This window comes from Kribbella sp. NPDC050470 (assembly GCF_044458365.1).
Taxonomy (GTDB): Bacteria; Actinomycetota; Actinomycetes; order Propionibacteriales; family Kribbellaceae; genus Kribbella.
In genome coordinates this window covers 543,949-567,635 of the sequence record NZ_JBITHV010000006.1, presented here as the reverse complement: position 1 = coordinate 567,635, position 23,687 = coordinate 543,949, and the positions used below count along the sequence as shown (strand labels likewise).

Annotated in this window: 16 protein-coding genes and 1 pseudogene; 5 read left to right on the top strand and 12 right to left on the bottom strand. The window is 69.9% G+C overall.

The features are described 5' to 3' along the window. Positions 1–45: 45 nt before the first annotated feature. Positions 46–1,609: pseudogene (locus ACIBGM_RS20770) on the bottom strand (IS1634 family transposase). 174 nt (positions 1,610–1,783) lie between these two features. Here ACIBGM_RS20770 and ACIBGM_RS20765 point away from each other — a divergent pair. Beyond that, positions 1,784–2,278, top strand: coding sequence for a DUF402 domain-containing protein (locus ACIBGM_RS20765; RefSeq protein ID WP_360536148.1), 495 nt, complete (start codon positions 1,784–1,786; stop codon positions 2,276–2,278). On the opposite strand, the gene ACIBGM_RS20760 is transcribed toward ACIBGM_RS20765, so the two are convergent. Both ACIBGM_RS20760 and ACIBGM_RS20755 read right to left on the bottom strand, forming a co-directional pair. Further along, the gene (locus tag ACIBGM_RS20760) at positions 2,257–2,616 is read right to left on the bottom strand and encodes a hypothetical protein (protein ID WP_396386468.1); all 360 of its coding nucleotides are present in this window, start codon (positions 2,614–2,616) and stop codon (positions 2,257–2,259) included. The genes ACIBGM_RS20765 and ACIBGM_RS20760 overlap by 22 nt on opposite strands. Further along, positions 2,613–3,770: a CocE/NonD family hydrolase gene (locus ACIBGM_RS20755; protein WP_396386467.1), complete on the bottom strand. Its 1,158-nt coding sequence runs from the start codon at positions 3,768–3,770 to the stop codon at positions 2,613–2,615. The genes ACIBGM_RS20760 and ACIBGM_RS20755 overlap by 4 nt, the downstream gene beginning before the upstream one ends. Before the next feature lie 120 nt (positions 3,771–3,890). Here ACIBGM_RS20755 and ACIBGM_RS20750 point away from each other — a divergent pair, with 120 nt between their 5' ends. Beyond that, on the top strand, positions 3,891–5,792 hold the full coding sequence (locus ACIBGM_RS20750) for a Na+/H+ antiporter (RefSeq protein WP_360536151.1): 1,902 nt from the start codon (positions 3,891–3,893) through the stop codon (positions 5,790–5,792). After that, entirely contained in the window at positions 5,792–6,208 is a 417-nt protein-coding gene (locus tag ACIBGM_RS20745; RefSeq protein WP_360536153.1) for an HIT family protein, read from the top strand. The genes ACIBGM_RS20750 and ACIBGM_RS20745 overlap by 1 nt, the downstream gene beginning before the upstream one ends. 57 nt (positions 6,209–6,265) lie before the next feature. Here ACIBGM_RS20745 and ACIBGM_RS20740 read toward each other — a convergent pair whose 3' ends face one another. From ACIBGM_RS20740 to ACIBGM_RS20700, 9 genes are all read right to left on the bottom strand, one after another. Then, a complete protein-coding gene (locus tag ACIBGM_RS20740) occupies positions 6,266–7,912 on the bottom strand; it encodes an alkaline phosphatase D family protein (protein WP_360529105.1) in 1,647 nt (548 codons plus the stop codon). Positions 7,913–7,969: 57 nt separating this feature from the next. After that, positions 7,970–8,218, bottom strand: coding sequence for a hypothetical protein (locus ACIBGM_RS20735; protein WP_360529108.1), 249 nt, complete (start codon positions 8,216–8,218; stop codon positions 7,970–7,972). A gap of 34 nt (positions 8,219–8,252) precedes the next feature. Further along, positions 8,253–8,804, bottom strand: a complete 552-nt coding sequence (locus tag ACIBGM_RS20730) for a HEAT repeat domain-containing protein (protein ID WP_360529111.1) — start codon at positions 8,802–8,804, stop codon at positions 8,253–8,255. A gap of 81 nt (positions 8,805–8,885) precedes the next feature. Beyond that, positions 8,886–11,663 carry an aconitate hydratase AcnA gene (acnA, locus tag ACIBGM_RS20725; protein ID WP_396386466.1) on the bottom strand — a complete coding sequence of 926 codons (2,778 nt, stop codon included), beginning with the start codon at positions 11,661–11,663 and terminating at the stop codon, positions 8,886–8,888. Positions 11,664–11,844: 181 nt separating this feature from the next. After that, positions 11,845–13,080: a Fic family protein gene (locus tag ACIBGM_RS20720; RefSeq protein ID WP_396386465.1), complete on the bottom strand. Its 1,236-nt coding sequence runs from the start codon at positions 13,078–13,080 to the stop codon at positions 11,845–11,847. 89 nt (positions 13,081–13,169) lie between these two features. Next, positions 13,170–14,102: an LLM class F420-dependent oxidoreductase gene (locus ACIBGM_RS20715; protein ID WP_396386464.1), complete on the bottom strand. Its 933-nt coding sequence runs from the start codon at positions 14,100–14,102 to the stop codon at positions 13,170–13,172. Positions 14,103–14,112: 10 nt separating this feature from the next. After that, on the bottom strand, positions 14,113–18,960 hold the full coding sequence (locus ACIBGM_RS20710) for a hypothetical protein (protein WP_396386463.1): 4,848 nt from the start codon (positions 18,958–18,960) through the stop codon (positions 14,113–14,115). Positions 18,961–19,024: 64 nt separating this feature from the next. Beyond that, entirely contained in the window at positions 19,025–20,194 is a 1,170-nt protein-coding gene (locus ACIBGM_RS20705) for a TRAM domain-containing protein (RefSeq protein WP_360529126.1), read from the bottom strand. Then, positions 20,191–22,221 (bottom strand): APC family permease, encoded by a 2,031-nt coding sequence (locus ACIBGM_RS20700; protein WP_360529129.1) that lies wholly within the window; start codon positions 22,219–22,221, stop codon positions 20,191–20,193. The genes ACIBGM_RS20705 and ACIBGM_RS20700 overlap by 4 nt, the downstream gene beginning before the upstream one ends. Positions 22,222–22,340: 119 nt before the next feature. Here ACIBGM_RS20700 and ACIBGM_RS20695 point away from each other — a divergent pair, with 119 nt between their 5' ends. Beyond that, complete coding sequence (locus tag ACIBGM_RS20695; RefSeq protein WP_360529132.1) at positions 22,341–23,003, top strand: TrkA family potassium uptake protein; 663 nt, start codon at positions 22,341–22,343, stop codon at positions 23,001–23,003. Next, positions 23,003–23,677 (top strand): TrkA family potassium uptake protein, encoded by a 675-nt coding sequence (locus ACIBGM_RS20690; protein ID WP_360529135.1) that lies wholly within the window; start codon positions 23,003–23,005, stop codon positions 23,675–23,677. Before ACIBGM_RS20695 ends, ACIBGM_RS20690 begins: the two co-directional genes overlap by 1 nt. Positions 23,678–23,687: the final 10 nt, after the last annotated feature.

The following is a 23,687-nucleotide window of genomic DNA, read 5'->3' as shown; positions in this document are numbered from 1 at the left end:
CGTGATGTCAGGGTGGTTTACCCTGACTCGTGCCACCGGGGTACGTCATTGAGGGGTGAGGTCGAGGGCGTCGAGGATGGACGTCGCGGCTGGGGTGAGGGGGTCTTCGGCGAGGTGCTCGTGGCCGGCGATGCGGACGCTGATTTCCTGCAGCGGTCGTAGGGGCTGAACGATCTTTTTGATGCTGATCCCGGTCGCGTCTTGCAGGTGGCGGGCCACGGCCAGTGCGGCGAACACGATGGTCAGGTGAGCCTCGATCGCCTCGCGGGTGTGGTGGAACATCGGTCTGGCGCGCAGGTCGGTCTTGCTCATCCCGAACGACGCCTCGACCTGCCACAGGTCGTGGTAGCTGGCGATGACCTCACCGGCGGGCATCAAAGCGGCGGGGATGTTGGTCACGTAGCCCTTGAGGCCTACGAGGCGGCGCCGCCCTGGCCAGGGACGCCTCGTCCAAGGACTGGGTGCCGTTCCTGGTGGTGATGAATCGTGGTGTGCGGGTGGCCTTCTCGCCGGCGATCACGGCCTTGGCCCGGTTCTCCTGCAGCGTGAGGGTCTTGCCATCACGGACCGCGCGTTTGCGCGAGTACGCCCACACCGCCCGCCACGACCGGGTGTGCGCTGCCGGGTCCCACACCGGCTCGGCGCGCTTGTTCACGTCGTTGTCGTCCCGCGCGGCGGTCGTGGCCACCCGCGGGGTGATCGTGTCGATGACCTGCCCGTCGGCGAACGCGTCCCCGTGCCACCGGAAATGCGAGGCCAGGTCGGCCGGGGCTTTGGTCACCCGGGACCCGACGATGAACCTCAGCGCGGCCTCGTCGAGCTCCTTGAGGTTGGAGGCCGAGAGCATCCCGGCGTCAGCAACGATCACCATGTCCGCCAGGCCGTGGCGGGCCTGCAACTGCCTGATGATCGGGACGATCGTGGCGGTCTCTGCCTTGTTGCCCTCCCAGCAGCCGATCTCCAACGGGAACCCGCCCCGGTCCACCAGCAGCCCGACGACGACTTGCGGGTCGACCCGGCGTTCCTTGGAGTACCCGATCTTGCGCAGCTCGTCTTCGGTCTCGGCCTCGAAGTACAAGGTGGTCACGTCGTACAGGCACAGCGAGACATCACCACTTGTCGCCGCACGTGTGAAACACGCCGTCGCGATCTGAGCCCGGTAATCGCGATCCGCAGCTCGCTGCAGCGACCGGAACATGGTGCGCAGCGACGCATGAGCGATGCCGAGCTCGTCCAGCACCCTCGCCGAGTCAGCCTTGCTCGTCGGCTCCACGATCCGTGCCAGCACCAGCTGCTTGAAAGCCTCATCGTCGAAGGCACTGAAACCCAGCCGGTCGTACACCGACGCCAGTACGCGCCACAGCACCGCGGACCGCTTCCCGGTGATCACCCCCGGCCTGCCCTCGTCCTGCATCCCAGCAACCTTCAGATCGAACGCATCCTGCCCCGGCCTCAACCGCCGACGAACCTCGGCCAACAACACCGCGAGCTCGGCCTCCGACCGCGCCGTCCCCACATGCTCCAAGATGTGGTTGCGGCCGCCCCGCCGCTCCGCGATCTGAACCTTCGTGGCGCCCGAACGGCCAGCGGACTTGCGAATGAACACCACGACCCCGACCTTACCGACGACCGGGGTACGTCAAGCCAACCGCTCGCAAGCCCCTGACCAGCACGAATACCCGCCGAACCGACAACCAGCCCTCAAGTGGCACGAGTCAGGTGAGAAGGTCGCGTCACGCCGGAGCGCACGGCGTTGCACTCGCAGCGAGGTAGGTTTCGGGCTATGCGTGATGTCAGGGTGGTTTACCGGAAGTACGACGAGGGGCTGCATTGGCATCAGTGGATGCGGTACTTGGGTGAGGACGAGTACGGCGTTTGGCTCGGGGCGCCGGCGTTGTCGGTGTCGCAGCGGGGGGACGAGCCGGAAGTGGTGCAGGAGCAGGCTCACGTGCAGCTGTTTCCGCGGGACCGGTGGTTCACGGCGATGTTCAACGACGAGCCGCGGTCGACGGAGATCTACTGCGACATCACCACGCCGGTGGAGTTCGGCGAGGACGTGTTCACGATGATCGACCTCGACCTGGACGTCATCAAGAAACGCGACGGCACGATCATCATCGACGACGAGGACGAGTTCGCCGAGCACCAGGTGAGGTACGGCTACCCGGCCGGCGTGATCGAGACCGCGCGTACGACGTGCGACTGGCTGGCCGGCGTGGTCGGGACCGAGGAGCCGTTCCTCAGCGTCTACAAGACCTACCTCGACCGGGTGCGGTGAAGACTCAGCGAGGTGTCCTTCAGCAGTAGGGCGCCGGGCAGGAGTCCGCGCTGGCCGGCGAACATGTCGGCGACCGGGGTGACGGTGAGGTAGAGGTTCTTCGCGGCCGGCACGTCGACCGCGACGGCCGGCAGCTCGATCGACCGGCGCTCCCCCTTCACCACCTGCTTCTCCCGCAGCGGCATCGTGTTGTTCTGCACGACCTTCGCGGTCAACGGGTTCGTCCCGACGCTCAACGCGAGGAACACGCCCGAGTCCGGTACGACGGTGTAGACGCGGGCGTCCACGCGCGGTACGCCTGCGACCGTCAACGGGCCGGCGGCAACCTTCACGTTCACCGGCAGCCGGCCCCGGTCGGCGTCGCGATCTTGCCGAGTTTGTAGCGGGCGTCGGCCTTCAGGTTCTGTTGCGTCAGGCAACGCCCGTCCGCGGTCGCCAGGTGGTAGGCGCCATGCCCGGAGAGATCTGTCGCCTTGCCCAACAACTTGGTCGCCATGAACCGCAGCGCGAGGCCGGAGAAGCTCGACGAGCCGAGCGCGATCGAGCACGGGTCGCCTGGGGTGGCGTACCCCGGCGGCAGCACGCTCGGCAGCGCGTGACCGCCGTTGTACCCGACGAAGATCGACCGCGCCCGAGCCTTGGGTGTCAGCGCCCGCTCGAAGTTGGCCAGCCCCTGGTTGAGGTTGAACAGGTTGTCCGAGATCCCCTGACCGAACAGCACCGGGATGTCCAGCTTCCGCCCCTGTGCCACGTGCCAAGCCGGCCCGTTCTTGGCGAAGAACGCGTCAAGGTCCCGCCCAGCCTTCCCCTGCGGCCAGGCTCCGGTGGCGATCAGTACGACGAACGCCGCCGACACGGCCGGTGGAAGGTGCGTGCCGCCACCCGCGTACAGCAGCGACAGCCACATCGTCCGGGCTGCCTCGTCCGGCGCGAGGCTCTGCTTCAGGTCCCACCAGGTCACCTCGGGCGCCATCGCGTCGAACCGCGTCCGCCCGCTGTCGCGGAGCTCGGTGAACGCGCCGGCGAACTGGAACCCGCCGCCGTACGACCCGCCGATCGCGCCGAGCAGCGGATCACCGGGCGCCTCCCGAGTCACCCAGTCCAGGCCGGCGACCAGGTCGACGAGCGTGACCACATCGCGGCCCTCGTAGTCGGGGTTCATCACGTGCGCGACGCCGGTGCTCTCGCCGAAGCTGCGCTGGTCGAAGCTGAGGACGCCGAACCCCGCATCGAGCCAGCCCTTGAATGCGGCCGGGTCCTTCGTCCGGCTGCCGCCCCAGCCGTGGCTGTGCATGATCATCGGGACGGTGTGCGACGCAGATGCGCCGACGGGCTTGAACAGCGAGTAGCAGATCTTGACTGGTGTCGTCGTACCCGGCTCGGGCACCGAGGCCACGCAACCGGTGCTGGCTTCGGCTGCCGCGGGCAGCGCGACCAGCGTGGAACCCAGCAAACCGAGCGAACCAACCAGCGCAGCCACACGACGATGCATCAGTCACTCCCCGTGATCGACGGATCCCGCTGCGCACACGTTAGACGACCCCGGCGACGCTGACCAGATCCCGGCTCCGCTCTGGGCGAACCAGGCGGCCGAAGCTGCGAGACTGTGCCCGTGCATATAGCGATCGAGGTCGTGGCCCTCGTCGCCGTGGTCGCGGCCGGGGCCGCGCTGGCCCGGCGGCTCGGGATCTCGGCTCCCCTCCTACTCGTCGTCCTCGGGATCGCCGCGTCGTACCTCCCGTTCGTCCCCCGGGTCGAGCTCGAGCCCGAGGTGGTCCTGGTCGGCTTCCTGCCACCACTGCTGTACGCCGCCGCGATCCGGACCAGCCTGGTCGACTTCACCAAGCACCGCCGCTCGATCGGCCTGCTGTCGGTCGGTCTCGTCGTGTTCACCGCGCTCGGCGTCGGCGCGGTCGCGTACTGGCTGCTCGGCTCCGTCGCCGAGGCGCAGGGGCAGGAGCCGCTGCCGCTCTGGGCCGCGTTCGCGATCGGCGCCGTCGTCGCGCCGCCGGACGCAGTCGCTGCGACCGCGATCGCCAAGCGCGTCGGTCTCCCCCGCCGCGTGGTCACGATCCTCGAGGGCGAGAGCCTGGTCAACGACGCCACCGCTCTGGTCTGCCTGCGGACCGCGATCGCGGCCGCGGTCGTCACCCCGACGGTCCTGGACGTCAGCCTCGACTTCCTCCTGGCGGCCGGCGGAGGCGTGGCGGTCGGCCTCGCCGTGGCGATCCTGCTGGCGAAGATCCGCAAGCGGTTCACCGATCCGGTCCTCGACACCACGCTCAGCCTGACCGCGCCCTTCATCGCCTACATCGCCGCGGAGGAGATCCACGCCTCGGGCGTCCTCGCCGTCGTCGTCGCGGGCCTGATCCTCGGCCACAAGGCGCCGGTCATCCAGTCCGCCAAGTCCCGGATGTCGGAGCGGACCAACTGGCGGACGTTCCAGTTCCTGCTGGAGAACACCGTCTTCCTGCTGATCGGGTTGCAGACCCGGTGGATCCTCGACGACCTCGCGGAAAGCCCGCTGCCCGGGTGGCTGATCGCGGCCTCGACGATCGCCGTGTTCCTGGCCGTCGTCCTGCTGCGGCCGATCTGGGTCATCCCGACCACCTTCCTGTCCCGGAAGATCCTCGGCCGATCGCGACCCGGGCCGGTCTCGTGGCAGAGCCTGATCGTCGTCTCGTGGGCGGGCATGCGCGGCGTGGTCACGCTGGCGGCGGTGTTCACGCTGCCCGAGGACACGCCGCATCGCGAGGTGCTCGTCTTCATCGCGCTGGCCGTGACAGCGGGCACGCTGCTGGTCCAGGGCTCGACGCTTCCCTGGCTGGTACGGCGACTGCGCTTGCCCGGTCCTGATCCGGCGGAGGATGCGTTGCAGGAGGCCGCCGTACTGCAAGGTGCGCATCGGGCGGCGATGGAGAAGCTGGAGGAGGTGTCCTCGCCCGAGGACCCGCCGACCGTGCTCAAGGTGCTCCGGCAGCGGGGCGAGTCGCGGGCGCAGGCGGCCTGGGAGCGGCTCGGGCGGCCGGAGACCGAGTACGAGACGCCGAGTGAGGCGTACCGGCGGTTGCGGATGGAGATGCTCGAGGCCGAGCGTGCGCACATCCTGAAGGTGCGGGACGCGGGGCTGGTGGCCGACGAGGTGCTGCAGCGGGCGCAGATCGCGCTCGACGTCGAGGAGTCCATGCTCGACCGCGAGGAGGACGACGACGTTGGTGGGCGGTCCGAGGACCTGCGGGTGCCGCCGTCTGCTGCTGGTGCGTGCGAGCACCTGGAGAGCGCGCCACTGGTGCTGACGCCGAACACGCCGGATGGGTGTGAGGAGTGCCTGGCTATGGGCGGGACGTGGGTGCATCTGCGGCTGTGCCTCGGCTGCGGGCACGTCGGGTGCTGCGACTCGTCGCCGATGAAGCACGCCAGCAAGCACTACGCGCTGAGCAAGCACCCGGTGATGCGGAGCTTCGAGCCGGGTGAGACTTGGCGCTGGTGCTTCGAGGACGAGAAGCTTGGCTGATGGCCGACTGTCTGTTCTGCTCCATCATCGCCGGGTCCACCCCGGCCCAGATCGTGCTGGACACCCCGGAGGTCGTCGGGTTCCTCGACGTACGTCCGGTGTTCAAGGGGCACACGCTGCTGGTGCCGCGGCAGCATGTGCCGACGCTTGTTGAACTGCCTGACGAGCTGACTGTGCCGCTGTTCGGTGCGGCGCGGTCGGTGGCCGCGGCGGTGCGTACGGCGTTCGGCGCGCAGGGGTCGTTCGTTGCCGTCAACAACGTGGTGTCGCAGTCCGTGCCGCATCTCCACGTCCACGTCGTACCCCGGACGAAGGGCGACGGCCTACGCGGCTTCTTCTGGCCCCGCACCAAGTACACCGACGAAACCGAAGCCTCCGAATACGCCGGCAAACTCCGAGCAGCCCTCGAGGGTTAGTCCCCCGCGTTGGTGAGCCCGGCTTTCCCGGGCTCACCAACGGGTTTGGCTGGGGTGTTACGGGCGGGCGGTTTCCCAGGCGACTGTGTCCTCGGCGGCGCCGGCAAGAGTGCGGGCGGCGGCGGGGGCCGGTGGGTTGTCGGCGGTGAGGTTGAGGCCGGGGTTGCGGTCTTCGATGGTGAACTGGGCTCGGGTGAAGACCTCGGCGTCCTTCGTCTGCACCGCGCGGACGGTGCGGAAGTCGGCGACCAGCGACTCACGGGTGATCGTGGTGTTCACGTAGCCGCGGAGGTTGTTCTGGAAGCGGAGGTGCGGGTTCCAGGCGAACCACGGGTGTGAGCCCGTCGCGGAGTCGGCGCCGTTGCCGCCGCTCGTGATCGACGAGCAGACGAGCTCCGAGCCGACGGTGCGCGACGTCGGGTCGTCGTAGTCGAGCTTCAGGTCCGAGGCCCAGTGGGCGTGCACGTCGCCGGTGAGTACGACGGGGTTCCGCACCCGGGCGTCGACCCAGCCGCGGGTGATGCGGTCGCGGGAGGCGACGTACCCGTCCCAGGAGTCCATCGAGGTCACCTTCAGCGGGCCGGAGTTGTTGTCGCGCTGCGCGAAGAACACCTGCTGGCCGAGGATGTCCCAGCGCGCCTCGGACCTGCGGAAGCCGTCGATCAGCCACTTCTCCTGCCGGTCGCCGGTGATCGACCGCTTCGGGTCGACGGCGGCGGGGCAGTCCTTGTAGCCGTCGCCGCAGCCCTGGTCGTCGCGGTACTGGCGGGTGTCGAGCATGTGGAACGTTGCCAGCTCACCCCACTTCACCCGGCGGAAGAGCTGCATGTCGATCCCGCGCGGCTTCGACGAGGCGCGCAGCGGCATGTTCTCGTAGTACGCCTGGAATGCGGCCGCGCGGCGAGCCAGGAAGCCGTCCTCGGCCCGCTCCGGGACCTCGTCGGCCCAGTTGTTGTCGAGCTCGTGGTCGTCCCACACCACCAGCCACGGCGCGACCGCGTGCGCGGCCTGCAGGTCGGGGTCGGTCTTGTACTGCGCGTGCCGCTGCCGGTACGACGCCAGGTCGGTGGTCTCGGGTCCGTCGTGATCACGGACGTTGCCGCCGGGAGCGACGTACGCGCCCTTGGTGTACTCGTACTGGTAGTCGCCCAGGTGGAGCACGAGGTCCGGGTGGTCCTGGGCGAGCCGCCGGTACGCCGTGAACCAGCCGTGCTCGAACTGGGAGCACGAGACGAACGACATCGACAGTTCGCGCGGCGTCGTACCGCGAGCCGGTGAGGTCAGGGTCCGCCCGGTGGAAGACACGTGGCCCTCGGCGCGGAAGCGGTAGTAGTACTCACGACCGGGCTCGAGGCCCTGCACGGTGACATGGATCGCGTGCGCGTGCTCCGGCCGGGCGACCGCGACGCCGGCCTTGACGACGCGGTGGAAGCGCGAGTCGGTGGCGACCTGCCACTGCACCGCGTACGCGCGGCTCGGCATGCCGCCGAGGCCGTCCGGCGCGACCGGGTCGACGGCGAGGCGGGTCCACAGCACGAACCCGTCCGGCCACGGGTCGCCGCTGGCGATGCCGAGGGTGAACGGGTTCTGCCGGACCGGCGTCGCGGCGGCGGTGGTCGAGGTGGCGAGGGCGGGGGTCAGGCCGGCGACGGCCGCAGTGGAAGCCAGACCGGCTTTCAGGACGGATCTACGGGAGGTCTCCATGCGCCCGACCGTTCCCGTCAATGATGTGCGGAGGCTGACTTCCAGGTGGCCAATGGGTTACATACCCCGGTCGTCGGGGACGAGCGGCGCTCGCCCGAGCACCCGATAGCGGAGGTGCGTCGCCGCAGGCGTTTGGATCACCCGGATCGGCGTGAGCTCGATCGCCTCCTTGCCGGCCAGGCCGAGATCGTCGAGCAGGCGCATCCCACCGTCGAGAACGACCGGGGCAATGTGCAGATCCAGGTCCTCTGGCGCCAGGCTGTTCCAGACGTCCTCGTTGCCGTAGATCAGCATCAGGTACTTCATGCCGCCTCCTCGGCGACTCGATTCTGCCTGCCGGCTAGCGGAGATTCCGTTCCAGCCGGGACTCCAGCCGGTCGAGAGCCTTCTCGGCGGCGGCGCGGACGGCGTGGTCGGGGTCGTCGAGAAGCCCCTGCAACGCCTCGGCGTGCTCGGCCTCGCCGGCCGCGCCCACCGCCCGAGCAGTGGCCGAGCGCACTCGGGGCAGCTCGTAGGTCAGACCAGGGAGCAGCGCATCGACCAGCTGGCCGAGCTCCCGTTGGGCCGTGACCCGGGCGACGTGTTCCCGCACCCGCCACGCCGGGTCGGCGGCGGCGATCAGCAGGACGTCGACCGCGTCGTCACGCCAGGCGTACAGAAAGACCCGGGCAGCCCAGACGCGCGCCCAGTAGAAGTTGACCGGATCGAGCTTCGCCCAGCCGCCGACGGTCGGACCGACCAACCACTTCAGCTTGTCGACCTCGGTCGTGAACGCCTCGTCCGCGCTCACCGCACCGGTCAGTACGGCGATCGCGAAGTCGATCACCGCGTCCTCGCCGTACTGCGCGCACGCCTCGAGCACGATCTCCCGCGGTGGCTGCCGGTCGGTCATGCACACCAGTAAAGCGGCGACCGCCGACAGAATGCCGAAGAGCCGGCCGGGCTCGCCCCGGCCGGCTCCTCAGGTGGTGCGTCAGCCCGCGATCAGGGACCGCAGGACGTACTGCAGGATGCCGCCGTTGCGGTAGTAGTCGGCCTCACCTGGGGTGTCGATCCGGACCACCGCGTCGAACTCCTTCTCCGAGCCGTCGGGCGAGGTCGCCTTGACGTGCACGGTGCGCGGGATCGAGCCGTCGTTCAGCTCGGTCACGCCGGAGATGTCGAACGTCTCCTCGCCGGTCAGGCCGAGCGACTCCGCGGTCTCCCCCTCCGGGTACTGCAGCGGGAGCACGCCCATGCCGATCAGGTTCGACCGGTGGATCCGCTCGAACGACTCGGTGATCACGGCCTTCGCGCCGAGCAGCGCCGTACCCTTGGCGGCCCAGTCGCGCGACGATCCCGAGCCGTACTCCTTGCCGGCCAGGATCACGAGCGGCGTGCCGGCCTCGGCGTACGCCTGCGCGGCGTCGTAGATCGTGGTGACCGGCGCGTCGGCCTGGGTGAAGTCGCGGGTGAACCCGCCCTCGGTGCCCGGCGCGATCTGGTTGCGCAGCCGGATGTTCGCGAACGTGCCGCGGATCATCACCTCGTGGTTGCCGCGCCGCGACCCGTACGAGTTGAAGTCCTTGCGCTCGACACCGTGCTCGGCCAGGTACGTGCCGGCCGGGCTGTCGGCCTTGATCGAGCCGGCCGGGGAGATGTGGTCGGTGGTGACCGAGTCGCCCAGCTTGGCCAGCACCCGGGCGCCGGCGATGTCGGTGACCGGGGCCGGCTCGTTCGCCATGCCCTCGAAGTACGGAGGCTTGCGCACGTACGTCGACTCCGGGTCCCAGGCGAAGGTCTTGCCCTCCGGCGTCGGCAGCGACTGCCAGCGCTCGTCACCGGCGAACACGTCGGCGTAGTCCTTGGTGAACATCTCCTTGTTGATCGAGGTGGCGATCGTCTGCTCCACCTCGTCCGCGCTCGGCCAGATGTCGCGCAGGAACACGTCGTTGCCGTCGGTGTCCTTGCCCAGGGCATCGGTCTCGAAGTCGAAGTCCATCGTCCCGGCCAGCGCGTAGGCGATCACCAGCGGCGGGCTGGCCAGGTAGTTCATCTTGACGTCCGGGTTGATCCGGCCCTCGAAGTTGCGGTTGCCGGACAGCACCGAGACGACCGCCAGGTCGGCCTCCTGGACCCCGGCCGAGATCGCCTCCGGCAGCGGGCCGGAGTTGCCGATGCAGGTGGTGCACCCGTACCCGACCAGGTGGAACCCGAGCTTCTCCAGGTACGGCGTGACGCCGGCCTTCTCGTAGTAGTCGGTGACGACCTTCGACCCGGGCGCGAGCGACGTCTTCACCCACGGCTTCGACGCCAGGCCCTTGTCGACCGCGTTCTTGGCCAGCAGCGCGGCGGCCAGCATGACCGACGGGTTCGAGGTGTTGGTGCAGGAGGTGATGCTGGCGATCACGACGTGGCCGTGGTCGAGCTCGATCTCCTGGCCGTCCAGGCTGACCGTGGTCTTCATCGACGGGCGCCCGTCGCTGCCGTGCGGCACGTGCGGCTCGTCGTTGACGTTGGCGCCGTGGCCGTTCGGCGCGTCGCTGGCCGGGAAGCTCCCGGTCTCCGACGGGTCGACGTCCAGCTCCTCGGTCGCGTAGTCGGTCAGCGCACCGCGGAAGGCCTCCTTGGCCTCGCTCAGCTCGACCCGGTCCTGCGGCCGCTTCGGGCCCGCGATCGACGGGACGACGGTCGACAGGTCGAGTTCGAGGTACTCCGAGAAGCGCGGCTCGACCGCCGGGTTGTGCCAGAGGCCTTGCTCCTTGCTGTACGCCTCGACCAGCGCGACGTCGGCGTCGGAGCGGCCGGTCAGCCGCAGGTAGTCCAGCGTCACGTCGTCGATCGGGAAGATCGCGCAGGTGGAGCCGAACTCCGGGCTCATGTTGCCGATGGTGGCCCGGTTCGCCAGCGGCACCGCGGCCACGCCGTCGCCGTAGAACTCGACGAACTTGCCGACCACACCGTGCTTGCGCAGCATCTGGGTGATGGTCAGCACGACGTCGGTCGCGGTCGCGCCGGCCGGGACCGCGCCGGTCAGCTTGAAGCCGACCACCTTCGGGATCAGCATCGACACCGGCTGGCCGAGCATGGCCGCCTCGGCCTCGATCCCGCCGACGCCCCAGCCCAGTACGCCGAGGCCGTTGACCATGGTGGTGTGGCTGTCGGTGCCGACACAGGTGTCCGGGTACGCCTGGCCGTTGCGGACCATGACGGTCCGGGCCAGGTGCTCGATGTTCACCTGGTGCACGATGCCGGTGCCGGGCGGGACCACCTTGAACTCGTCGAAGGCGGTCTGGCCCCAGCGAAGGAACTGGTAGCGCTCACGGTTGCGCTCGTACTCGAGCTCGACGTTGCGCTCGAACGCGTCCTGCCGGCCGAACACGTCGATGATGACCGAGTGGTCGATGACCAGCTCGGCCGGAGCCAGCGGGTTGATCTTGGTCGGGTCGCCCCCGAGCTCGGCGACCGCCTCGCGCATCGTGGCCAGGTCGACCACGCACGGGACACCGGTGAAGTCCTGCATGATCACCCGGGCCGGGGTGAACTGGATCTCGGTGTCGGGCGCCGCGTTCTGGTCCCAGTTGCCGAGCTTGGAGATGTGCTCGGCGGTGATGTTCGCACCGTCCTCGGTGCGCAGCAGGTTCTCCAGCAGCACCTTGAGCGAGTACGGCAGCGTGTCCGCGCCCTCGATACCCGCCAACCTGAAGATCTCGTACGACTGTCCGTTGACCTCGAGTGCCCCCTTGGCACCGAAGCTGTCGACGCTCGCCATCAACCTGCTCCTCTATCCGGTCCAGTTCCTGTGCCCATCCTGCCGAGCCCTGCACCCGGCCGCGAGATCAGGCTCCCCTAACCTCACCCGACAAACTCTCTCGACATCAAGATACACGACATCGAGCCACCCCAGCACCCCAACATCCCTCCTGTGGACAACCCGCGGGCTGAAGACGCGGTCAGCGCATCTCCGCTTCGATCCGGGCCGCCAGGTCGTCCAGTTCGTCCAGCAGATCCGCCGCTCCCCAGACCTGGTTTCGCGTGCGATCCGTCAGCGGACGGATGATCCCTGCCTCATGCAGCCGCTCGATCCCGGCGTACACACTGCTTGTCGCGCCACCGATGGCCTCCTCGGCCTCACTCGCCGAGAAGATCGGCGCCGCGATCAGGCCGTCGAGCAGGCGGGACGCCGCACTGCCACGCCGGCCGGCGACCTTCTCCCGCCAGACCGACGGCAGCTCGGCGATCCGGGCAGCACTCACCCGCGACTCTCGCGCGGCCACGGCCGATGCCGCGGTGAACGACCGGATGATCGGCTCGACCCGACCCTCGCGATAGGCACTCAGGACGTCGAAGTAGTCGTCGCGCCGCGCCACGAGCGCGGAGGCCAGCGGGACGACCACGCGCCGGGTGGCTCCGCGGCGACGCAGCACCGTGTTGATGAGCGCGCGGCCGATCCGGCAGTTGCCTTCGGTGAACGGATGGACGGACTCGAACTGCGCGTGCAGGATCGCGGCTTGGGCGAGCACCGGCAGGTCGGTGCGGTTGCCGAACTTCACCAGGTCGGCCACGTACTCGTCGACCGTCTCCGGCGGCGGTGGCACGTAGACCGCGTTCCGCGGTGAGTGGTCGCTGCCGCCGATCCAGTTCTGCATGTCGCGGAACCGGCCGGCGTGCGCATGCTCGTGCGGATCGTCGACCATCAGGGCCAGGTGAGCCATCAGGATCATCGCGACCTCGATGTCCTTGCCGTCGTCGACCGAACCGACCAGGGCGGCCAGCGCCGCTGTCGACGCGACCATCGACGTCGCCGACGGGTTCGACTTGATGCCGTGCAGCGCCCGGGCGAAGTCGTCGACCGAGGCGTGGATGTGCTCGATCTTCGACGAGGCGACCGACTCGGTGCGCAGCAGCAGCGTCTCGAGTACGCCGAGCTCGGCACCGTGCGAGTGGTCGAGCGCGGCAATCTCGATCACACACGCTTCCATGACGGCTGCCAACTCCGGACTCAGCCGTACGTCGCGATCCCCGATCAACGGCGGTCGCATCGCCACGACTTCGGTGAGCCTGCGGTCGGCCGCCGTACCGCCTCGGCTGCGCTGGCGCCACGGCCGGACGTCGGGCACGTGCGCCGGCCAGCCCGGATCCGAACCACTTCTCTTCGGATCCGGGCTGTCGATTCGCGCGGGCGTCACCGGACTGCCTCCAAGTCGGAACTGCGTCGGCGTTATTCCGACTTAGCCAGTCTAACTCGGAATAACGTTCGCGCTATTCCGACTTGTGCTCAGGACACCTGCGGGAGGACCTCGGCGGCGATGAGGTCGAGGTGGGTGAGGTCCTGGAGGTCCATGATCTGGACGTACTGGCGTTGGGAGCCGGCGGCGGCGAACTGGCCGAGGCGGTCGACGACCTCGGCGGGGGTGCCGGCGATGGCGTTCTGCTTGAGGTCTTCGACGTCGCGGCCGATGGCGGCGGCGCGTTGCTTGACCTGGGCGTCGTCCTTGCCGACCACGACGGTGTGGGCGGTGGACAGGGCCAGCGTCTGCGGGTCGCGGCCGATCGCGTCACAGGAGGCGCGGACGCGCTTGAACAGCGTCTCGGTCTCCTCGACCGAGCGGAACCCGGCGTTGAACTCGGCCGCGTGCTGCGCGGCGAGCGACGGCGTACGCTTCTTGCCCGCGCCGCCGATGATGATCGGCGGGTGCGGCTGCTGGACCGGCTTCGGCAGCGCCGGCGAGTCGGTCAGCTGGTAGTGCTTGCCCGCGTAGTCGTACTTCTCCCCCACCGGCGTGTCCCACAGGCCAGTGATGAGCTCCAGTTGCTCGGTCAGCAGGTCGAACCGGCCGGGCGTGTCCGGGAAGTCCAGCCCGTACGCCTTGTGCTCCGCCTCGAACCAGCCGGCGCCCAGCCCGAGCTCGGCGCGGCCGCCGCTCATCTGGTCGACCTGCGCCACCGAGATCGCCAGCACGCCAGGGTTGCGGAACGTGGCCGAGCTGACCAGCGTGCCGAGCTTGATCCGGCTCGTCTCCCGGGCCAGGCCGGCGAGCGTGATCCACGAGTCGGTGGGTCCGGGCAGGCCGTCGTGGTCGCCCATCACCAGGTAGTGGTCCGAACGGAAGAACGCGTCGAACCCGTTCTCCTCGGTTTTGCGTGCCACCGCGAGCAGATCGTCGTACGAGGCACCTTGCTGGGGTTCGGTGAAGATCCTGAGAAGCATGCGGACAACGCTATCTCGCGGTCGTGTACAGCCTTTCCAGGTACGACGGCTGCCACTCGGGACCGCGGTCGTACAGCCGCCGTACCAAGCCGTGTACGTCGAGCCGCGGCTCCACCGGGTTGTCCCACCAGTCGGGCACCTGGTCGTACCACCGGTCGATCCGCAGCGTCCGCCCGGCCGCGTCGATCCGCGCGAACAACCAGCCGCCCTGGTCGCCGACCGCCTCGGTGATCCACAGGTCGCCGAGCAGACCGCTGAGCTTGTCGGCAGCGAACTCCGGATCGTCCACCTCCGGCGGCTCCAGGTCGAACCGGTACGACGGCGCCGCCGGGTCAAGCACCTGGACCTGAATCGTGAACCCGGACGGCACGACCGCAGTCCGCGCCCGGCACCACGCGTGCAGCGCCTCGAACGCCTCCGTCGCCCGAGGCCGCGGCCGCGGCCGCTCCACCTCGGCCCGCATCGCCTCCTCGATCGACCCCGGCTCCGGCTGAATCCGCGGCCCATCGGCCCCCACCAGCCCCAGGCCCGGAATAGACATCCGCACGGCAGCAGCCACGTCGGCGACCGGCTCATCCCCTATGACAGGAATGAAACTGGTCGGCTCGTCATCATCCGCATCGGCGCCGAAGCCAGCCCCCGCGAACTCCGCCGCCCCGTACGCCGCCTCGCGCCGAGCAGCGGCACCGTCATACGGCGCCCCGAACTCGTCCGCCTCGCCCCCGTATTCCGCTTCCTGCCGACCCGCCCGCGCCGCGTCCTCGTACGCCTCCTGCCGACCCGCCCGCGCGCCGTCGTCGTAAGCGGACTCCTGCCGACCCGCCTGCGCCGCATCCTCGTACGCCGACTCCTGCCGACCCGGACGAGCCGCATCCTCGTACGCGGTCTCCTGCCGACCCGCCCGCGCGCCGTCCTCGTACGCGGTCTCTTGCCGACCCGCCTGCGCGCCGTCGTCGTACGCAGACTCCTGCCGCCCCGCCCGCGCGACGTCGTCGTAAAACTCCGGCGCCGCGGCGCCGCTTGGCGCGCCTGCCTGCGTCTCGTCGTATGCCGCGTCCGCCCGCGCGTCGCCGTACGACACGTCCGCCTGCACGTCGCCGTACGGGTCACCCGCCTGCGTCGCACCGTCGTATGGAGCCTCCGGGCGCGCCTCGCCCTCGTACGGCGCCTCTGCCCGTGCTCGCTCGTCGTATGGCGAGTTGGCCTGCATCGCGTCGCCGAATGGCGGCTCCTGCCGAGACCCCTGCCTCGCTTCGTCGTACGAGGCCCCTGCCCGGCCGTCCTGCGGCGCGCCCAGTTGCCTCGCGTCGCCGTAGTCCGACTCGCGCCGGGTCGCCTGCGCCGCGTCGTCGTACGGCGCGTCCGTCATCGCGTCGCGGTAAGCCGACTCGCGATGGGTCGTCTGCGCCGCGTCGTCGTGCCCTGCGTCAGCCCTCGCGTCGCCGTACGCCGACTCGCGGTGGGTCGTCTGTGGTGCGTCGTCGTACGGTGCGACCGCCTGCCTCGCGTCGTACGGCGACTCGGTGCGGGCCGCCTGGGCAGGCGGGCGGTTGTCGGCTGGGTGGGTGTTCAGCGGGTCGTGGTGAGCTGCCGGCGCCACGTGGGTGGTGGGCTCGGGGCGGGGCATGGGGTCCGGCTGCGGGGACGGCTCGGGCTCCGGCCACGGCATCGGCTCGGGAGTGGGCTCGGGCTGTGGCTCGGGTTCTGGCCAGGGGCCAGGCTCAGGCTCGGGCTCCGGTTGTGGGGTGGGCTCCGGAGTTGGTTCCGGCGTGGGTTGGGGCTCGGGTTCGGGCCATGGCTCGGGCTCCGGACCGGGACCCGGGATCGGCCCGGGCGTCGGCTCAGGCTGAGGCGTCGGCTCGGGGCGCGTCGGCTCGGGGCCCGGAGTCGGCTGGGGCTCGGGGGTCGGCTGCGGGCCGGGTGTTGGGCCAGGACCTGGCGTGGGCTCGGGGTGCGGGCCGGGCTGGGGCCAGGGGGCCGGGTGGGGGTCGGGTTGTGGCCACGGCTCGGGGTGGGGTTGGGGCCAGGGCTGCGGTTGAGGGTGAGGCTCAACCTGAGCTGTAGCGGCCGGTGCCGTACCGAAGACCTCATCCTCTTCAGCATCCGGATCCACCCGCACGCTGAACCGCAACGCAGGCTCAGCCGACACAATCTGCCCAGCAGCGGCCTCCGCCGCGGACTGCTCGTCCGCCGGCGGCTCGTCTGACACAACCGGGATCTCTGCCGTGAGATCGTCCTCGGACTCATCAAACTGCGCACCAGGTACGGCGTCGTCCGCCCCCTCGCCGTACTGCGCGCTAGGTACGCCGGTGTCGTCCAACCCATCGCCGTACTGCGCCGCCTCGTCAGCTCGCTCGGGAGCAGCCTCGTCAGCTGTTGCGTGCCCGGGCGCTCCAGCCATGGGGGCACCGGGGCGTGACCTGGTGTCGTCGAGGTGGTCGTGTGAGGTGTCGACGCGGTTGGCGGGGCCCTGGTCAGTGGGCTCCGCCGGGTGGCTGACGGTTTGGTTGGGGTGGACGGTCGGCTCGCCGTCCGTGGGGGTGCTGGAGCGGGCTTCGGGAGATGACAGGCCAGCGGAGGCCGCGCGGGAGTCGATGGGCGCGGGCTGGCTGTCGGCGGAGGTGTTGGGGCTGCCGGCGGGTGAGGGTAGGCCGATGAGGGGGGTGGGGTGGTCCTCGGTTGGTTCTGGGGTTACCGGGGCGAAGGGGGACGGGCCGGTGAAGGAGGCCAGGTCTTCCTCGTCGTCGGTGGGGTCTAGGACGGCGGCGATTTCGGCGGTGGGGGCGTCGTCGTCTTCGAGGTCCGAGGGTGCCGCGGACGTGGTGGGGAGGAATGGGTTTTGCCGTGCGGACTCCGGGGCCGGTGGGAACGCGGTCGAGTCCTCGGAATGTGAGGGTGCGAACGGCTGCGAGGCCGGGGCGTTCGCGGCCGACGGGTGCGAGCCCGGCGGGTGGGTGGCGGACTGCTGGGCACCCGACTGGAGCTGGCCAGACTGATGGGCGCCCGACTCGTGCGGTGCAGGCGGCTGCGCACCTGGCTCGTGCGAGGCAGACGGCTGGTGCGGGGGGCCCGGCTCTCGCAGGCCAGACGGCTGGGCGCCCGGCTGATGCAGGGCAGACGGCTGGGCGCCCGGCTGATGCAGGGCAGACGGCTGGGCGCCTGACTCGTGCAGGGCAGAGGGCTGGGCATCCGGCTCACGCAAGGCGGACGGATGGGCGCTCGGCTGGTGCAGGGCCGATGGGTGGGCGGCCGGCTGGTGTGGAGTGGGCGGTTGAGGGGCGGGCTGGTGGGTGGTTGACGGGTGCGGCGCGGGCGCGTGGGTGCTGGAGGGCTGGCTGCTTGCGGGCGCGTGGTTGCTGGAGGGCTGGGCGCCTGCGGGGGTGGGGGTGCTGGAGGGGTGGGGGGCTGCGGGCGTGGGGTGGGGGGCGGGGGTGGGTGGGGTGGAGGCGTGGGGGGACGCGGGGTGTTCTACCCATTTGCCGTTGATCCAGGCGCCGCCTACCCAGTCGTTGGTGGGGGTGGGGTCTTCGGGGAAGGGGTTGTACTCGCTGGTGGCGTCTTCGTCGGACCAGGAGGGTTGTTCGGTGGTTTCCCAGTCTTGTTCGTCGGCGGGGGCAGCGGGCTGTTGGTAGGCGGCTGCGGGGGCGTCGGCGAAGAGGCTGGCGTAGAAGTCTTCGCCTTCGTGGACTCCGCCGCCTACTCGGGGTGGCTCCGAGGAGGGCAGGGCGCCGTACGGGAGGCCGGAGCCGATGATGCCGTCCGGGACGAAGGTGCCGGGCGCGGGACCGTCGGACTGGTAGGCCGCGGCAGGGCCGCCGGACTGGTAGGCCGCGGCGGAACCGCCCGGCTCAAAGCCGCCCGGAGCGGAGCCGCCGCGGTCGGCAGGACCGCCGCGGTCAGCGGGACCGCCGCGGTCAGCGGGACTGCCGTCATCGCCGGGGGCGTCGTCGTGTTTCCGGCGGCGGAGCCAGCCTTGTTTCCTGGAGACGATGCCGTAGTCGTCGTCCCGTGCGGGTTCCCGGTACGGCGTCTGGTCGTAGTAGGGCTCCGGTTCGGCATAAGCAGGACCGGCCTGCGCCGATTCGTCGATCGGCTGGCCGGTGAACGGGCTGATGCCGGGAGGAACGACGTACGACTCCTCGTCCTCCAGGTCCTCGGGTGCTCCAGTCACGGCATCTTCAACGACCGAGACCTCGGCTGTGTCAGGCTCGTCGGCCAACTGTTCTGCGACTGCAAGGTTGAAGTCGCCGGCCGCGGCCACCCCGGCGGGCAGGTCCGGCTGCACCGGCGAGCGCGGATCGATCCCGAAGATGCTGAAGAACTCCGCCAAGGAATCCAGCGTGACCCCGGCCCGGATCAGCTGCACCCCGAACGGCACCAGCTCGTCGAGCCCGCCGAGGTAGTCGCACCACTCCGCGACCCACTCGATCATCTCGCCGGCGGTGTCCTCGTCGGAGGTGATCCAGTGCCCGATCGGCGCGAACCCGTCCTCGGCCGGCTGCCACGGGTCGCCCGGGTACGACGCCCGCGCCCACGTCCCGTTGAACGCGCCGTACACGAATCCGAGCTCGCCCGCCGCGATCAGCTGCCGGACCTCGGGCTGGCCGATCCAGTCCGGCGAGCCCGCGAGCAGATCCGCCCCGGTGGTCTGGCTGTGCTGCGTGTGGAACCCGAACAGCACCGCCCGCCCACCGTCCAGCCGGACCAGGTTCAGGAAAGACGCCGTCTCGTCCTGATGGTGGTAGCCCGCCTCGTCGGCGTACCAGCGCCGGTCGAACCCGGTGGCATGGGCGACCGCGGCGAGCGCGGCCCAGCGGGCACGCAACTCGTCTGGGTCGTCCAGGTCAACGAGCGGCATCAGGTCTCCAGCGCATTTGGAATCCAGGGCCAGAACGCTACCCGAGCCCCCCGACACTCGCGACTCAGCCGTCCACAGGCTCCAAAATGGCCACGCACTCGATGTGGTGGGTCATCCCGAACAGGTCGAACGCCCGCAGCGACGCGATCCCGTAGCCGAGGCCGGCGAAGGACTTCAGGTCGCGGGCCAGCGCCGCCGGGTCGCAGGCGACGTAGGCGACCCGACGCGGGGTCAGCGCCGCAATCCGCCGTACGACGTCCTTCCCCGCACCCGTCCGCGGTGGGTCCAGCACGACCAGGTCCACGTGCTCGAGCCCCTGCCCCGCTGCCGCGTTCAGCACGCGGTCCACGTCACCGGTCTCCAGCGTCACGTCCGTCAGGTCGTGCAGGTTCCGCCGCGCGTTTCGGACTGCGTCCTTGTCCCCCTCGATCGCCAGCACCGGGCACCCAGCCTCGGCCAGGAACGCAGCAAACAGCCCGACACCCGAGTAGAGGTCCAGCGCCGTCTCCCCCGCCGCTGGCTCCAGTCCACTCAGTACGGCGTCCACCAGCGTCTCCGGAGCCGCCGGATGCACCTGCCAGAACCCACCGGCCTCCACCCGGAACCGCCGGCCCCGCACAACCTCGACGACACGTCCACCAGGCGCCTCGTCGGTCAGTACGGCGGTCTTGCCCTCCGACGACACCACAGACTGCACCGACGTCACGTCCGGCCACCGCTCCCCCAGCACGTCAGGGCTGTCCGGGTGCGCGATCAGGCACTTGTCGATCTGGATCAGGTCGTGCGACCGGTGCGCGTACATCCCGGGCCGCCCGTCGACCACGGCGTACCGCATCCGGGTCCGCCAGCCGAGGCCGTCGTCTCCCGGCGACTCCATCACGATGGTGCGCTCGATCCCACCGATCCGCCGCAGCGTGTCCGATACCACGGTCGCCTTCAGCCGCCGCTGCTCGACGATGTTGGCATGCTGGAAGTCACAGCCACCGCACCGCCCCGGCCCCGCGTACGGGCATGGCGGATCGATCCGCTGCGGCGACGGTGTCAGAACCTGTACGGCGTCGGCACGCAGGTACTTCGCGTTCTGCTCGGTGACGCGGGCGTGGACCAGTTCACCCGGCAACGCGTGCCGGACGAAGACCACCTGCCCCTCGTGCCGGGCTACACAGTGTCCCCCGTGCGCTACTGGCCCTACCTCCAGCTCGACTACCGTCCCGACGATGTTCTCGTCTGTCACCGATCTCCTGACGCCTTGCGGGCTCCACGCCGTACCTGGCCTGCCACCCGTTCCTCCCGGTCGTGCCGCTCCTCGGCTGCCTGCGACGAGATCAGCTGGTAAGGAACGGACGTAACCATGACACCAGGTGTGAACAAGAGGCGCCCCTTGAGCCGGAGTGCGCTCTGGTTGTGCAGGAGGTGCTCCCACCAGTGGCCGACGACGTACTCCGGGATGTAGACCATGACCACGTCCCGCGGCGACTGCCGCCGGATGTCGCGCACGTACTGCAGGATCGGCCGGGTGATCTCCCGGTACGGCGAGGCCAGCCGCTTCAGCGGGACCGGGATGCCCCGGCGGTCCCACTCGGCCTGCAACGCCTCCGACTCGTCCCGGTCGACGTCGACCGTGACCGCCTCGAGCATGTACGGCCGGGCCGCCTTGGCGAAGGCCAGCGCCCGCAGGGTCGGCTTGTGCAGCTTCGACACCAGCACGATCGAGTGCACCCGCGACGGCAGCATGAGCTGCTCGTCGCCTTCGGCCGCCATCTGCTTACTGACCGCGGTGTAGTGCCGGCGGATGCCCTTCATCATCAGGAACAGCACCGCCATCGCGATGATCGCGATGTACGCGCCGTGGGTGAACTTGGTCAGCAGCACGATCACCAGGACGACGCCGGTCATGGTCAGGCCGATCGTGTTGATCGTCCGGGACCGGTGCATCTGCCGTCGCCGGGAGGTGTCGGTCTCGGTCTTCAGCAGCCGGGTCCAGTGCCGGACCATGCCGATCTGGCTGATCGTGAACGAGACGAACACGCCGACGATGTAGAGCTGGATCAGCCGGGTCACCTCGGCGTCGAAGGCGACGATCAGGAAGATCGCGAACGCGGCCAGGATGATGATGCCGTTGCTGAACGCGAGCCGGTCGCCGCGGGTGTGCAGCTGGCGCGGCAGGTAGCCGTCGCGGGCCAGGATCGAGCCGAGCACCGGGAAGCCGTTGAACGCGGTGTTCGCGGCCAGCACCAGGATGACGCCGGTAGCGGCGGCGACCAGGTAGAAGCCGAGCGAGAAGTGGTCGAAGATTCCCTGGGCCAGCTGCCCGATGACCGGGTCCTGGTGGTAGCTGTCCCCGACCGGGACGCCGTCGCGGAGCAACTGGTGCGCGGGGTCCTCCGCGAAGCGCACGTTCATCACGTTGGCCAGCGCCACGACGCTGAGCATCATCGCGATCGAGATGCAGCCGAGCAGCAGCAGCGTGGTCGCCGCGTTCTTGCTCTTCGGCTTCCGGAACGCCGGCACACCGTTGCTGATCGCCTCGACACCCGTCAGCGCCGCACAGCCGGACGAGAACGCCCGCAGCACCAGGAACCCCATGGCAAGGCCACCCGCGCCCTGCACGAACGGGTCCTCCGCGACCAGGTCCAGGCCGGCGGTCTCCGCCTGCGGCAGCGTCCCGAACACCATCCGGCCGAACCCGAACGCGGCCATCCCCAGGATCGTGACCATGAAGATGTACGTCGGGATCGCGAACGCCGCACCGGACTCACGGATACCGCGCAGGTTCATCGTGGTCAGGAACAGCACCGCGATCACCGCCGCGGTCGCCTGGTGCCCTTCCAGCGACGGGATCGCGGACGCGGCGTACTGCGCGGCGGACGAGATCGACACCGCCACCGTCAGCACGTAGTCGACCAGCAGCGCGCTGGCCACGGTCAGGCCGGCGGTCGGCCCGAGGTTGACGTTCGCCACCTCGTAGTCGCCACCGCCCGACGGGTAGGCGTGCACGTTCTGCCGGTACGACGCCACCACCACGAGCATCACCAGGGCGACGACGATGGCGACCTTCCACGAGATCGTCAGCGCGGTCAGACCGGCCAGCGACAGGGTCAGGAAGATCTCGTCGGGCGCGTAGGCGACCGACGACAGGGCGTCGCTGGCGAACACGGGCAGCGCGATGCGCTTGGGCAGCAGCGTCTCACCCAACTGGGTGCTGCGCAGCTTGCGGCCGAGCAGCAGCCGTTTGCCGATATCGCCGAGAGCGGGAGTCACACCGTGATGTTAGAGGGCGAGGCGGGTCCGTGATGTCAGCGGGAGCCCCAGTGCGGTGTAGCGTCTATCCCGCCGAACCGAGCCAGTGGCCCCGCGAGCGGGGCAAGGAGTGAAACCGAGTGCACGTCGTCATCATGGGCTGCGGCCGCGTCGGGTCGACGCTCGCGCGGACCCTGGAGAAGCGGGGCCACACGGTCGCGATCATCGACCAGTCCGCCGACTCGTTCCGCCGGCTGAGCCCGAACTTCACCGGCCGGACCATCACCGGCATGGGGTTCGACCGCGAGATCCTGGTCGAAGCCGGGATCGAGGAGGCCGAGGCGTTCGCCGCGGTGTCCAACGGCGACAACTCCAACATCCTGGCCGCCCGGGTGGCCCGGGAGACGTTCGGCGTGAACAACGTGGTGGCCCGGATCTACGACCCGGGCCGCGCCGAGGTCTACCAGCGGCTCGGCATCCCCACCGTCGGCACCGTGCGGTGGACCGTCGACCAGATGATGCGCCGGCTGCTCCCCGAGGGCTCCGAGCCGGAGTGGCGCGACCCGTCCGGCACGGTCCGGCTGGCCGAGGTGCACGTGCACTCCGGCTGGGTCGGCCGGGCCGCGTTCGACATCGAGAAGGCCACCGGCGCCCGGGTCGCGTTCCTGACCCGGCTCGGCGAAGGACTCCTGCCCAAGGCCGACACGGTCATCCAGGAGGGTGACCTGGTCCACGTCGTGATGCTCGAACGGGACGCCGCAGCCGTCGAGTCCCAACTCGGCAACAAGCCTGAGGAGCTGTGATGCGGGTAGCCATCGCCGGCGCCGGCAACGTCGGCCGTTCGATCGCCGCCGAGCTGCTGGAGAACGGCCACGAGGTGCTGCTGATCGACAAGGACCCGCGGGCGATCAAGGCCGAGTCGGTGCCGCGGGCCGAGTGGCTGCTGGCCGACGCCTGCGAGCTGTCCTCGCTGGAGGAGGCCGCGCTGCAGCGCTGCCAGGTCGCGATCGCCAGCACCGGCGACGACAAGGTCAACCTGGTCGTCTCGCTGCTGGCCAAGACCGAGTTCGGCGTCCCGCGGACCGTTGCCCGGGTCAACCACCCGCGCAACGAGTGGATGTTCAACGAGGCCTGGGGCGTGGACGTGTCGGTGTCCACCCCGCGGATCATGTCCGCGCTGGTCGAGGAGGCGGTCTCGGTCGGCGACCTGGTCCGGCTGTTCACCTTCCGCCAGGGCGACGCGAACCTGGTCGAGCTGACCCTGCCCGAGGACTCCCCGATGATCGGCAAGCGGGTCGGCGACATCGACTGGCCGCTGGACACCGCGCTGGTCGTCATCCTGCGCGAAGGCCGGGTCCTGCGCCCGGACCCCGAAGGCACCCTCGAGCTCAACGACGAGCTGCTGTTCGTCGCGGCCGACGAGACCGAGGAACAGCTCGAGGACATGCTCTCGCCGCACCACCGCAAGGCGGAATGACCGCAGCGCT